This is a genomic window from Collinsella sp. OF02-10, from assembly GCF_003463445.1.
Taxonomy (GTDB): Bacteria; Actinomycetota; Coriobacteriia; order Coriobacteriales; family Coriobacteriaceae; genus Collinsella.
The window spans coordinates 89,444-103,403 of sequence record NZ_QSCW01000004.1 but is presented as its reverse complement, the minus strand read 5'-3'; the positions used below and the strand labels follow the sequence as shown (position 1 = coordinate 103,403).

Annotated in this window: 10 protein-coding genes; all 10 read left to right on the top strand. The window is 59.6% G+C overall.

The features are described 5' to 3' along the window. The first annotated feature begins 201 nt into the window (after positions 1-201). A complete protein-coding gene (locus DXA43_RS03395; protein WP_117806265.1) occupies positions 202-2,424 on the top strand; it encodes a hypothetical protein in 2,223 nt (740 codons plus the stop codon). A 5-nt stretch (positions 2,425-2,429) separates the two neighbouring features. Further along, positions 2,430-3,170, top strand: a complete 741-nt coding sequence (locus tag DXA43_RS03390; RefSeq protein WP_117769450.1) for an ATP-binding cassette domain-containing protein — start codon at positions 2,430-2,432, stop codon at positions 3,168-3,170. Between the two features lie 279 nt (positions 3,171-3,449). Further along, positions 3,450-5,138, top strand: coding sequence for an ATP-binding cassette domain-containing protein (locus tag DXA43_RS03385; RefSeq protein ID WP_158564933.1), 1,689 nt, complete (start codon positions 3,450-3,452; stop codon positions 5,136-5,138). A gap of 1 nt (position 5,139) precedes the next feature. Continuing rightward, positions 5,140-5,484, top strand: a complete 345-nt coding sequence (locus tag DXA43_RS03380; RefSeq protein ID WP_006235302.1) for a hypothetical protein — start codon at positions 5,140-5,142, stop codon at positions 5,482-5,484. 367 nt (positions 5,485-5,851) lie between these two features. Continuing rightward, a complete protein-coding gene (gene rpmE, locus DXA43_RS03375) occupies positions 5,852-6,277 on the top strand; it encodes a 50S ribosomal protein L31 (RefSeq protein ID WP_006235303.1) in 426 nt (141 codons plus the stop codon). Between the two features lie 340 nt (positions 6,278-6,617). Next, positions 6,618-9,425: a preprotein translocase subunit SecA gene (gene secA / locus DXA43_RS03370; RefSeq protein WP_117806263.1), complete on the top strand. Its 2,808-nt coding sequence runs from the start codon at positions 6,618-6,620 to the stop codon at positions 9,423-9,425. Continuing rightward, positions 9,425-10,573 (top strand): peptide chain release factor 2, encoded by a 1,149-nt coding sequence (gene prfB / locus DXA43_RS03365; RefSeq protein ID WP_117806262.1) that lies wholly within the window; start codon positions 9,425-9,427, stop codon positions 10,571-10,573. The genes secA and prfB overlap by 1 nt, the downstream gene beginning before the upstream one ends. Positions 10,574-10,739: 166 nt before the next feature. Beyond that, positions 10,740-11,630, top strand: a complete 891-nt coding sequence (locus tag DXA43_RS03360) for a YitT family protein (protein ID WP_117746564.1) — start codon at positions 10,740-10,742, stop codon at positions 11,628-11,630. A 207-nt stretch (positions 11,631-11,837) separates the two neighbouring features. After that, a complete protein-coding gene (locus DXA43_RS03355) occupies positions 11,838-12,668 on the top strand; it encodes a transketolase (RefSeq protein ID WP_117746563.1) in 831 nt (276 codons plus the stop codon). A 1-nt stretch (position 12,669) separates the two neighbouring features. Then, positions 12,670-13,611, top strand: a complete 942-nt coding sequence (locus tag DXA43_RS03350) for a transketolase family protein (RefSeq protein ID WP_006235309.1) — start codon at positions 12,670-12,672, stop codon at positions 13,609-13,611. The last annotated feature ends 349 nt before the right edge of the window (positions 13,612-13,960 follow it).

Below are 13,960 nucleotides of genomic sequence, written 5' to 3'. Positions count from 1 at the left end.
TCTTACAAGACGATCTCCTACCGAAATGGCTATCGCCGATCCGCGCATCATAGGGAATCCCGCCTCGCTGCAATGTGCTCCTGTGGTGTTCTTGGCACAACTGATAAATGGCAATTTGTCTATAGCACCTACTAGATGCGAGGAAGGGCCGAGCATTTTGTTCGGCCCCTCTGTTCCGACTGGATGAGGTTAAGGTTGGCGATGAATATGCTCAAAATCTCGAAGGCGATCTTTAGGTCGCTTCTCTCCTCCAGGTCGCTCTGTGTTGTCGTTGTTGCGTTGATGGTTCTTTGTGCTCTGCCCGTCTTCAGGAGCGCGGCTGGCATCGACGGACGGGTCGAATACCTCGAGTCGGGAATAACCCGTGTTGAGCAGGAATTGTCAGCATCCTATGCGGATGCGCTTGTGAATGCGGGGGAGGACGGTGTCTATACCTCTTCATCAAGCATGCCCGCGCTTCTGTACCCTCTTGCCGCGGGACGTCTTATCTTGGCACCGCTCTCTCCCCTACTTCCGTTTCTGCAGATATCGGATGGAGAGTACACCTATTATGACGGATCGAAGGAGTACTTGCTATGGGTCGCAACGGCCGTTGCCGTCTCGTTCCTTGCCGCGCGTCTTAACAAACGTGAAAAGCTCATCATCCAGGCACCGATGGGCGAGCTGGGTAGACTTGTTGCATCGAGCGTATGGGCGAGTGTTTTTGCAATGCTTGCCGTCCTCGCCATCAATCTTCCAGGGATAATCGCCGCGCTTGTGAAGAATGGCCCGGGCTCGCCGTTCTATCCGATAGGCTACATTCAATATGCGACTCCGGTTATCAAACCGGCTTGGCTGGTGTTCGCGCAGACGGCCATCTTGCAATTCTTGGTGGCAGCGTTCATCTCGCTTGTCGTTCACCTTGCCGTGAAGATTGCCAATAACCCTACGCTTGGAATCGTGTTCGTATGTGCCCTGATGGGGGTGACGATGGTTCCCGGGTATTACGGAAGATCCATCGCTTTACGTGAGTTCGCCCTGTTGAATCCCCTTACGTATGCGAACACTGAGTTGACCGTCGGCGCCTATAGCCCGTACCCGACAACGCAGATAGTGAATCTGCCTGGACTTTGCTTCGAGCGTGGCGCGATTGCCCTCGTATGCGCAATCGGGATCGAGGTGCTGGCAATTAGCCTGCTTTGCGTTGCTGGAAAGAGCGGCTGCGCGTGCCCGATATCCCCGATTTGTCTTGAGAGAGGTTCCTTCACTGCATCGAGAACGGCAACTCGTTCGAGCGCTTGTGCCTCCGCCGTTGCATACGTAAGAACGATGGGGAAACTGCTCCTGCGTTCTCCTACCCTCGCCGTATGCGCGATTGCAATGTCGACGACGATGCTGGCCCCGGCTCTGATCGAGATGTTTCCTGACGCTGATAACGTTTCCGCTGTTCGGTATAGGGATGGGGAGCTCCGTTCAATAGATCGGTATCTAGAGCGGAACGCTGCGAATATGGACGTCGAGGGCAAAGCGGCCCTGGAAGACATGCGGGATGCTCTTTCGGGTTTCGTGTACGCGCCTATGCCTGCGGAGGGGTTTCGAAGCCTTGCGACGTACGAGCGCGCTCGAGGTGAGCTGGGCGCGGCAGATGCGACTCTCCTGCAATCGATCGGAATCGAGCCTGAGACTCCTTCTCGTGCGGAGGCGCGCGCCCTTCTGCTTGAGTCGATCGCGAGCTTGCCGGACCCCAAGGTTTACGAGTTAAGTACGAAGATGCCCCCATTAATCCTCCTTTCGTATCTCCAGGCAGTGCTTCCCTCCTTATTTTTGCTGTTGCCCGTGGTTGTCACATCGCTCGCGTGCACCCACCTGCAGTGTCGTTCCCTTCTGGTTCTCCAGATCCCCGCAACAGCGCATGTGCGTTTTCTGACGGCTGTTGCGCTGGCTCTCCTGCTTGGCTTGGTGCTGCTTTTGGTGTCGATGGTTCCCGCTGTCGTTGTGTCCGTGATTAAGAACGGTGCGGGTGGATCGGAGTATCCCGTCGCTCTCATTCGGGCGGGAGCTTCGACAACGTCCATGGTGGGGGAGGCGGTGTTGTGCAGTATTCCGTTGCTGGTCATGGCATACGGCGTGATTTCCGTCGTCGCTGCGTTGACAGCAGCGATTAGCCGCAACCCCGTTGTCACCGGAATGGTTTGCGCGGTTCTCTTGGTGTTGGGTTCGTTGAGCGCTCATGTTGAAAGCGTGGGCATGGGCGTCGCGCTGCTGGCTCCATTCGCCTCGTTTGATCCCGCTTCCCAGGTGGGGACGATTGGGTTCCTTGGGCGAGGGACGAACGCGATGCCTTTTGGAGAGGTCGTCGGCGCATCGGGCGCTCTGCTGGTGGTCTTGGGCGCCGTATCTCCGTTGATGGTGCGCCTGAGTGTTCCAAAGATCGAAAGGGGATGATCTCGATGATTGACCTTCAAACGCTGACGATCTCTTATGGAAAGAAGGTGCTCGTAGATTCGGTGAACGCTGAGTTTGCCCCGGGTACGGTCTACGGTCTCGTCGCTCCGAACGGGCATGGAAAGACGACGTTGCTGCGTGCGATGGCAGGTTTGCCGGGTCCTCGCGTGGACGGGAGCATCGTTCTGGATGAGGTGCAGGGTACGGGTGCGAGAGAGGTCCGTTCTATGATCTTCTATGCACCTGGTGAGGGGACGCTGCTGTATCCCGGATTGCGTGCGGAAGATCACCTCAAGATGGTTTGCGATATGTGGCCGCATGCTCGCGATATCGAAGAGATAGTGGAACAAACGCAGATAGGCGAGTTCGCGAAGATGAGGATCCGCACTCTGAGCCAGGGCATGAAGCAGCAGCTTACCCTGGCGATTGCGTATGCGACGGGCGCGCGGTACCTTCTATTAGATGAGCCCATGAACGCGCTCGACCCCAGCAGGGTGGACTTGCATTCCGAGATTCTCAGGAAGCTGGCCGATTCTGGTACGTGCATCATCATGTCATCCCACATCTTGGATTCGGTCGATAGGCTGTGCGATGAGATTCTGTTTTTGAAGGATGGGAGGCTCATTAGAAGCATTCCGCAAGATGATGCTGCGCCGAAGTCTCCTGGATCCCATTTCGCAAAGCCTGCCGGACGCGCCGAGGGTGCGCTAAGCACGTATCGGCGACTCTACGAAAAGGGCGGGTAGAAATGCAAGTTAATAATCTATGTGGTCAATATAATACCGTTAAACCCGCATATCGATACCGCTCAGCCATTCGCCTCGCCCCCGTCGCACGTATCTTCATCCGGTCTGTTACTTTTAATCTAACGATTCTTTGAGGAACGTAGGTGCTTCTGAATGTACTGTCGACTTCTTCTCAAACTGATCCTAAGAGACAAGGCCGCATGGATTTGTACGCTCGTTCTCGCTGCAGCCTTTTCCGTCCCCATTGCGTTCAATTCACCCATCTACGGGCCCTTCTTTATGAAGCAGGGCATGCAGGGCTTTGTCGACGCATTCAATACGCGCGCGCCCCAGGCCAGCGGCACAGACCTATCGCCAGAGCAGCAAGCTGACGCGGAGCTTGCAAGATACGCGAACGCCGCCCTTGCCGCTCAAACCGACGCCGCCTTTCTCGATTCTGCCGAGAGCTACTACGCGCTCATGGGCGAAGGCTTCCAATCCGGGTCCATCGTGGGAGACCGAGAGGGCAATGACGCGGCGCTCGCGTATTGCCGTGCCCTGAGCAGCTCCGGCATCACGGATATCCCGGCCTCCGCAAGCGACCTGCCATTCCTTTCCTTCCTGCCTTACGCCATTGCCACGGCGCCGTCTTTCCTTCCCTTCATCCCCTTCCTTCTCTCGTCGATACTCGTGCTCGGCGCCACAAGGCCTGCGACCCTGGCGGCGAAGGCGCCCGTGCCCAAATTCCGGCGCCTTATTCAGATCGTGTTTTCGATAATCGTCGCGGGGACCGCGATGCTCCTCGCCGGCCTCGCACCCGGGGGCATTTACGCCTTGGCCCTAAACGGCTTCGGGCAAATTGGGTACCCGATCGCCTTCTTCCATGACGGCGCGCTTGCCACCACGACCGCGGGAAACGTCTTCACAGCCCTGCTTCTCGCGCTGCTTGCGGGCGGAACCTTGATATCCGTTTGCTCCGCCGTCCTATCGACCGCAACGAGGCGCGTCCTCGCGGGCCCCCTTACCTCAGCGCTGCTTGTCGCGGCCCCGGCATTCCCGTTGCTGTCCGATTCGGCGCTGGAGCATAATGCCGTGCTCGGGCTCCTGCCGCTGGCCGTGTTCTCGCCTATCGAGGCCACGGGCTACGTAGGATGCTTCCCGACAGAATTCATTGGCTCCGGTTCAGGCAGCGCATCGATGCTTGCCGTGGCCCTGGCATACGCCGCGGTCCTTCTTGCGGTCGGCGCCGTTGCGGCACGTTCGCCCAAACAGCCCGGACCCGCTAAAAAGCACCATGGGCTCGAGCTTCTGGACGCGAGCGTGGGATACGGGAGCACGACGGTACTTTCAATCGGGTCGCTTTTCCTGAGCCCGGGAACGGCGGCGGGCCTCGTTGCTCCCAACGGCTCGGGGAAAACCACCCTTCTTGAAGCGCTGTCGGGCCAATTTCCCACCCGCATCCGCTCGGGAAGCCTGGCGGCAGACGGAATCAGCCAACGTCGATCAGCCGAATTTGCAGAACTCGTCTACCTGAGCTCTTCAGGCGGCACGGATCTCTATCCCACGCTATCGGCCATCGAGCACCTTGCTTTCGTTAGGGAGGCGTGGAAATCGGCCGCCGACATCGACTCGCTCTGCAGCTCCCTCGGAATCTCCCCATATCTCGACAAGCCGACCCGTAAACTCTCGACAGGAATGAAGCAGCAGGTAAAGCTTGCCATGGCGATAGCGACCGATTGCCCGTACCTCATCCTCGATGAACCGCTGAACGGCCTCGATCCGGGAAAACGGAAAACCTCCTGCGACGCGATGCGCAGCGAGGTGGCGCGGGGACGAAGCGTGCTCATTTCAAGCCATCTGCTCGACGACCTGGCAGACCTCACCGACTCGTTCTACTTCATCGAGGCCGGCACGCTCGTGGAAAAGATCAAGTCGTCCTCGCAGACGCTCAAGCAGGAATACCTCGATACATACGAGGGAGGCGAATGACATGAAACTATTTGAACAGCTGAAGTCCAATGCGTCGCGCATGGCTGTCTACGCCATCCTCGTGGCAACGGCTTTATGCGGAATCGCGGCACCCGTCTATGCGCTCAACGGAGAGAAAGGCGATGTCGAACCCGCGTACATGGCTTCGACGGTTAAAGACCGGTACAAAGCCTTCTCTGGAGACACGTTTTACGTAGCAGAGTACGACACGACCTACCGTCAGCTTCGCTACAACAAGGGCTACGACTATCTAGGCGCAGAGGCAATCAGCTATACGTCGGGTTGGTACCGCTCCAACTATGGACACATAACCCAGTTCAAGTGTAACTACCGTGTGTACAACTAAAGCAACCGGCCGGGACGAGGGGTGACGCAAAAGCGTCGCCCCTCGTTTTTAACCATGTCAACTGAACCTAGTTCAGTTTGGTTGATTTCCGATCTCAGCCGAACACATTGAGCGGAAAGGCCGTTCCCGCAGTCAGTCGAACGTCCCCGGGGCCCTTCTCAGGCCCCGGGGACGGCATTCTCCCAGTTGAAGGAACGGTGGAGATGTGTTTCGATGGGTCAGATTCGTGTCGTTCCGAAAAGACCGTGAACCTTTTGTGGGACGCGCGGCGCCGTGGTACCATAGCCGAGTTTGTTGTCTTGGTCGGAAACCAAGACGCCTTATGCGCTGATCGGTAACCAGCGCCTGACCAATAAGGAGTCCTACCATGAAGCAGGGTATCCATCCCCAGTATGTCGAGTGCACGGTGACGTGCTCCTGCGGCAACACCTTCAAGACGCACGCTACCGTGTCCGAGATGAAGGTCGAGCTTTGCAACGAGTGCCACCCGTTCTACACCGGCCAGCAGAAGTTCGTCGACACCGGTGGACGCGTCCAGCGCTTCGCCGACAAGTTCGGTGGCGCCGCTGCCGCCCAGCTCAAGAAGGCTGAGGAGGCCAAGGCTGCCAAGGCCGCCAAGGCTGCTGAGGCCGAGGCTGCTCGCAAGGCCGCCGCTGAGGCTAAGGCTGCCGAGAAGGCTAAGCGTGCCGCTAAGTTTGCCGAGGAGGCTGCCAAGCAGGCCGCCGAGGCTCCTGCAGAGGCTCCCGTCGAGGAGGCCGCTGCCGAGGCCGAGACCACCGAGGCTGCTGAGTAAATAGCTCGCCGCGGAATCGCTCGCATTCATGGCATAAGGGCCGTGCATCCGTTCGGGTGCGCGGCCCTTTTCTTTTTATTGGTGCAAGCTAGCTCGTCCCCATTGCACCAGATTGGTGCGGAGGGGACAGGTTGGTTTGCACCAAATGGCAGAGAGACGGCGTTTTCCCAGATAAAAGCTGCCAAAATAAACCAGTCCCTTTTTGGCAGGTTGGTCGTAGTTATTACGTGGCGGTTGAGGTCGACCGCATAGGGTGCGTCCTGTTTGGCTAAAGTACAACTATCTGTGTTTAACTCGCTCGGAGCTGCATGGCACGGGCGATGGCCAAAAAGGAAACAACATGGGATTCATGTCAAAGCTGCTGTCCTTTGGATCCGATAAGGACCTTAAGCGCTACTACAAGATCGTCGACCAGATCAACGGTCTTGAGCCCCAGTTTGAGAAGATGACCGAGGAGGAGCTCCGCGCCCAGACCGATAAGTTCCGCGAGCGTTACGCCAACGGCGAGTCGCTTGACGACATGCTCCCCGAGGCCTTTGCCACCGTGCGTGAGGCTTCCAAGCGCACCATGGGTATGCGCCACTTTGACGTGCAGCTCATTGGCGCCATGGCACTGCACGAGGGCCACATCGCCGAGATGAAGACCGGCGAAGGTAAGACCCTCGTCTCCACGTTGGCTGGCTATCTCAACGCTATTGCCGGCAAGGGCGTGCACGTCGTTACTGTCAATGATTACCTTGCCAAGCGCGACTCCGAGTGGATGGGCCGCATCTATAAGTACCTGGGCATGACCGTCGGTCTGCTCCAGAACAACATGCCGCTCGAGCTCAAGCGCCCGGCCTACCAGGCCGACGTCACCTACGGCACCAACTCCGAGTTCGGCTTTGATTACCTGCGCGACAACATGGTTACCCGTCCCGAGCAGCGCGTGCAGCGCGGCCACAACTACGCCATCGTCGACGAGGTTGACTCCATCCTGATCGATGAGGCTCGCACCCCGCTGATCATCTCGGGCGCTGGCACCAAGTCCGCCAGTACCTACAAGGACTTCGCGCGTGCCGTGCGTGGCCTTGAGCGCGGCGAGGACGTGTCGCACGACATGCTTACCGCCACCGAGGACGTTGAACCCACGGGCGACTACGTCATGGACGAGGCCAAGCACACCATCGCTGCCACCGAGCGCGGTCTTAAGAAGATCGAGCGCCGCCTGGGTATCGATGACATCTATGCCGATCTCTCCGGCCAGCTGGTCAACCACCTGCAGCAGGCGCTGAAGGCCCAGTACATGTTCCACCGCGACAAGCAGTATGTGGTCACCAACGGCGAGGTCAAGATCGTCGACGAGTTCACCGGCCGCATTATGGAAGGCCGCCGTTACTCCGAGGGCCTGCACCAGGCCATCGAGGCCAAAGAGGGCGTGCTCGTGCGCGAGGAGAACCAGACGCTGGCGACCATCACCCTGCAGAACTACTTCCGCCTGTATGACAAGCTCTCCGGTATGACCGGTACGGCACTCACCGAGGACGCCGAGTTCCGCGAGATCTACAAGCTGCCCGTCGAGGTCATCCCCTCCAACAAGCCCGTGCAGCGCGTGGACCACGAGGACCTGGTCTACCGCACCATTCAGGCTAAGTACAACGCCGTTGCCGACGACGTTGAGCGTCGTCACGCTAAGGGCCAGCCGGTCCTGGTGGGTACCGTCTCCATCGAGAGCTCCGAGAAGCTGTCCGCCGCCCTCACGAAGCGCGGTATCGCGCACGAGGTCCTCAACGCCAAGCACCACGAGCGCGAGGCCCATATCGTTGCCCAGGCTGGTCGCTATGGCGCCGTGACCATCGCTACCAACATGGCCGGCCGCGGTACCGACATCTTGCTGGGCGGTAACCCCGACGAGCTGGTGCGCGAGCGCCTGGAGTACGAGGGCCTGACCATGGAGGACGTAACGCCCGAGCAGCTTGAGCAGTTTAACGCCGAGGCCAAGGAGACTTGCAAGGCCGAGCGCGAGCGCGTTCTTGCCGCCGGCGGCCTGACCGTTATCGGCACCGAGCGCCATGAGTCCCGCCGTATCGACAACCAGCTGCGCGGCCGTTCCGGCCGTCAGGGCGATCCGGGCGAGACCCAGTTCTACCTGTCGCTCGAGGACGATCTGATGCGTCTGTTTGGCGGCGACAAGATGGACCGCGTCTCCAAGATGATGGTCACGGCTGACATGGGCGACGATATGCCCATCCAGCACAAGATCATCTCCAAGGCTGTCAAGAGCGCCCAGCACAAGGTCGAGAGCATCAACTTCTCCATGCGCAAGAGCGTCCTTGAGTACGACGACGTCATGAACAAGCAGCGCCAGGTCATCTACGCCGAGCGCAATAAGATTCTGGACGGCAAGGATCTGACCGACCACATCACCGAGGTCATGCACGATACCGTGTACCGCTGCGTGCAGGAGTTCTGCACCAAGGACAGTCACGATGGCGAGCGCGACCTGGAGGGCCTGCGCAAGTGGGTTGTAGAGCTCACCGGCCACATCGATACGCCGAAGTTCCCCGACGAGGATTATGAGGCTCTGGCTGCCGATGTCCTGGCTTACGTAGAGAAGTGCTACAACATGAAGGCCGAGCGCTTGGGCGAGGACCTGATGCGCGAGCTCAACACCCAGGTCATGCTGCGCGTCATCGATACCCGCTGGATGAACTACCTGCAGGAGATGGACTACCTCAAGACCGGCATCGGCCTGCGCGGCTTTGGCCAGCGCGACCCGCTGGTCGAGTACAAGACCGAGGCCTACGGCGCGTTCCAGATACTCGTCGACACCATGTACGAGGATTACCTGCGCACGGTTCTGCGCATCGAGATCAAGGCTGCCCCGCGTGCCGTGGAGCACAAGGAGGAGCCCGCGCTCGAGGGTGCGCACTTCTCCGGTCCTGCCGAGGTCGATGGTGACAACGGCGACTCGGTGCTGCGCAAGCAGGCGCAGGTGCAGGCCCGCACGGCTGTCCAGGGTGGTCCGGCTGCCGTCAACAACGGTGGCAAGGTGACCACCTATCGCAAGTCCGAGAGCGACGATCCGTACGTCAACGTGGGCCGCAACGACCCGTGCCCCTGCGGTAGCGGCAAGAAGTTTAAGTACTGCCACGGCAGGAATCGTTAATGGCAGAGGCTTTAGAGGTAACGCCCGCCGAGCTGGACGCGTTTGCGGACCGGCTCGGCGAGGTCGAGTCGTATCTCCACTTGGACGAAAAGCGCACGCGCGTGACCGAGCTCGAGGCCAAAAGCGTGGCCCCCGGCTTTTGGGATGACGCCGACGCCGCCCGTGCCACCATGGAGGAAATCGCGCGCACCAAGGAAGATATCGCTGCCGTGGACAACGCGCGCGGCGAGCTTTCCGATGCCCGCGCCGCGCTGGAGCTTGCCGAGGAGATGGGGGATGACCCCGATGCCGCCGCCCTTCGCGAGGAGGCTACAGCCACGGCTGAGCGCCTGGCCCGTGCCATCGATGAGCTTGAGCTTTCGAGCTGGTTTACCGGTGAGTTCGATCACGGCGATGCCATTGTGACCATCAAGCCCGGACAGGGTGGTCTGGAGGCCCAGGACTGGACCTTCATGCTCTTTAAGATGTACATGAAGTACTGCCAGCGTCGCGGCTGGAAGGTCACGATTAACGACTGCCCCGCTGCTGAGGTCATCGGCATCGACCGCGCGACCTTTACCGTCGAGGGCAAGGACGCATTTGGCATGCTGCGCGCCGAGGCCGGCGTCCACCGCTTGGTTCGCATTAGCCCCACCGACGACAAGAAGCGCCGCCAGACCACGTTTGCCGGCGTCGAGGTCATCCCCGTGCTACCCGATGATATCGACATCGAAATCAGTCCCGATGACATCCGCGTGGACGTGTACCACGCGAGCGGCCCGGGCGGTCAGGGCGTTAACACCACCGACTCCGCCGTGCGCGTGACGCATTTCCCCAGCGGCATTGTGGTCACCTGCCAAAACGAGCGCAGCCAGATCCAGAACAAGGCCGCGTGCATGCAGATCCTCAAGGCTCGCCTGTACGAGATTGAGCTCGAGAAGCGCGCCGAGGCCCTGGATGAGATTCGCGGACCCAAAACCACGATTGGTTTTGGCAACCAGATCCGCAGCTACGTGCTCTACCCGTATCAGATGGTTAAGGACCTACGCACGGGCGTTGAGACCGGCAACGTCGAGGCAGTTCTTGACGATGGCGACCTGGACCCGTTTGTTATTGGCTACCATCGCTGGGCCACTGGCAACGCTGACGCAGAGATCCCATCTGCATAAACCGCCCGGTTTATGTGGAAATGGATAAAACCCTCCGAGCAGGGTGGTTTTGTATCCAAAGCAAACCCTGCGCAGGGGTGGTTTTTGTTCGGCGAATCGGTAGAATCGAATACAGCAAGAAGTTCGAAGCGCATCCGTTTGGGTGCGCTTTTTTGAGGGAGGTAGCATGGCATATCGTCTGGACATCAAGCGCATTCTATCGATGAACTTCTTTCACGACCTGCCCCAGATTATGTTGGGGTGCGCTCTGGCCGCTATTGCGACCGACCTGTTTTTGATTCCCAACGGCCTTGCTGCCGGTGGTGTTACGGGCCTTGCCACCATTATCCAGGCGGTCGGCGCATCGCGCGGCATATCGCTTCCCGTTGGTATTCAGACGATTGTGATGAACGCCTTGCTGTTGCTGGTCGTTATGCGCGAGGGCGGCATGTTCTACGTGGTGCAGACCGCGACGGGCTTTGTGCTGCTGGGCTTCTTTACCGATCTGTTCGCCCCGTTTGTAGCACCTCTGGCGGATGCGGACCTGATGCTCCCTGCCATGTGGGGCGGCATTATTACAGGCATCGGTTACGGCATGGTGCTGCGCGCCGGCGCCAACACCGGCGGCTCGGACACGATTGGCCAAATCATCTCGCGTAATACCTCGCTGCCCGTGGGCTCGACCGTCATGGCGATCGATGTTGCCGTATGTGCGCTGTCGGCTCCGGTCTTTTCAATCGAAAATGCACTATATGCAGGCCTTTCGATGGTCATTAGCGGCTACGTGATCGATGCCGTGGTCGATGGTGGCAACAAACGCCGTATGGTACTCATCATCTCGGACAAGTTCCCTGATATCGCTGCCGATATCATGTATGGCCTGGGTCGTGGTTGTACCAAGTTTAAGGCGACTGGCATGTATTCGGGTGCCGAGAAGCCGGTGATCATGGTCATCGTGAACCGTCGAGAGCTCAATACCCTCAAGACGATCGTGCGCGAGCGCGATCCTCACGCCATTGTGACGGTCGCCGACGTTACGGAAGCTTTCGGCGAGGGATTCAAGGACATTAGCGCGTAGGGCCGACCGCGTCCCATCCAAAAGACGTTCACATTGATAAACCGTTTCATCAGCGGTTCTGCCTGCTAAATTGTTCAAATAATGATAAAAACTCTGGTAAAGCCATCAGTTTCCAGCATAATGAATGACGTACGTGCATTGCGGCTGTGTTGGGATTACCTTCGGTGCCGTGCGCATTTTGTCTAATGAGGATGAAAGGAAGGCACAATGAGCGACGAAGAGCTCAAAAAGGTTGCCAACGAGGTAAGGAAGGGCATCGTCACCGGCGTGCACGCTGCCAAGTCCGGCCATCCGGGCGGTTCGCTCGGCGCTGCCGACATCATGACCTATCTGTACTTTGAGGAAATGAACGTCGACCCGGCCCATCCCCGCAAGGCCGACCGCGATCGCTTTGTGCTTTCCAAGGGCCACTGTGCACCTGGTCTGTACGCTGTGCTCGCCGAGCGTGGGTTCTTCCCCAAGGAGGATCTTGAGACGCTGCGCCACATCGGCAGCCACCTGCAGGGTCATCCCAACATGAACGACACTCCGGGCGTTGACATGTCCACCGGTTCGCTCGGCCAGGGCATCTCCGCCGCCGTGGGCATGGCCGTTGCCGCCAAGCACTGGGGCGATACTTATCGCACGTACGCCCTGCTGGGTGATGGCGAGAGCGAGGAGGGCCAGGTCTGGGAGGCCGCCATGTTTGCCGGCAACCAGCAGCTCGATAACCTCTGCGTGATCGTCGACCACAACGGCCTTCAGATTGACGGTCCCGTCGAGGAGGTCAACGACCCCATGCCGCTCGCCGACAAGTTCCGCGCGTTCAAGTTCCACGTGGTTGAGCTCGCCGACGGCAACGACTTCGACCAGATCCGCGCCGCCTTTGCCGAGGCTCGCGCCACCAAGGGGCAGCCGACCGCCATTATCGCCGAGACCACAAAGGGCAAGGGCGTGTCCTTTATGGAGAACCAGGTTGGCTGGCACGGCAAGGCCCCCAACGATGAACAGTTTGAGCAGGCCATGGCAGAGCTCACGGCCGCCGGAGAGGAGCTCTAGGATGGCAGACGTCAAGAAAATCGCCACGCGTGTAAGCTACGGCGAGGCCCTCGTCGAGCTCGCCAACGAGCACGATGACTTTGTGGTCCTCGACGCCGACCTGGCCGCCGCCACGCAGACCGGTAAGTTTAAGGCCGCTTGCCCCGACCGCTTCTTCGATGTGGGCATTGCCGAGAGCAACCTGATGGGCGTCGCCGCCGGTATCGCGACCACTGGTCGTGTTGCCTTCGCGAGTACCTTTGCCATGTTCGCTGCCGGTCGCGCCTTTGAGCAGGTCCGCAACTCCATCGGCTACCCGCACCTCAACGTTAAGATCGGTGCCACGCACGCCGGTATCTCGGTGGGCGAGGACGGTGCCACACACCAGTGCTGCGAGGATATCGCCCTGATGCGCGTCATCCCCGGCATGACCGTTATCGTTCCTGCCGACGACGTCGAGGCCCGCGCCGTGACGCGCGCCGCCTACGAGTGCGACGGTCCGGTGTACATGCGCTTCGCCCGTCTGGCCTCGCCGGTTATTAACGACCCCGAGACCTACAAGTTCGAGTTGGGTAAGGGCATTGTCATGCGCGAGGGCGCCGATGTGACCATCATCGCCTGCGGCCTGATGGTCGGCGAGGCTCTCGAGGCCGCCGAGCAGCTCGCTGCCGAGGGCATCGACGCCGAGGTCATCAACATGCACACGATCAAGCCCATCGATGCCGACCTGATCGTCAAGAGCGCCACCAAGACCGGCCACGTCGTGACCGTCGAGGAGCACTCTGTGATCGGTGGCCTGGGCAGCGCCGTTGCCGACGTCCTGTGTGAGCAGTGCCCGACGCCGCTCAAGAAGATCGGTGTCAACGACACCTTCGGCGAGTCCGGCCCGGGTGCCGAGCTCCTGCACAAGTACGGCCTGGACGCCGCCAACATCGTGGCGACCACCAAGGAGTTCTTGGCATAAGGCAAGACGAGGCAAAGTATCGCGTCGACAACCGCAAACAAGCCAGAACAGGGGCGTCCTCAAAGAGGGCGCCCCTGTTTATGCTGAATTTAAATTAGAGTCCTGCCAAGCAAAGTTCCCATGGGGAAACGGGCCCATCCCAACAAAGTGCAATTCAGACCCTTCCAACTTTGTATGCGCAGCATCTCAAGTTGGTGCGTCGGCCCCATAGTAGCCGCAGGCCGGGCGCAGGGTTACCTCCCAAATCTTTCCGCAGCGCAGGCCGGCGTTTGTCCGCAGCTCCGCAGGAGCAGGACAAATGCCGGCCATGCGCGAGGACGATTTGGGAGGTAACCCTGCGCCCGGCCGG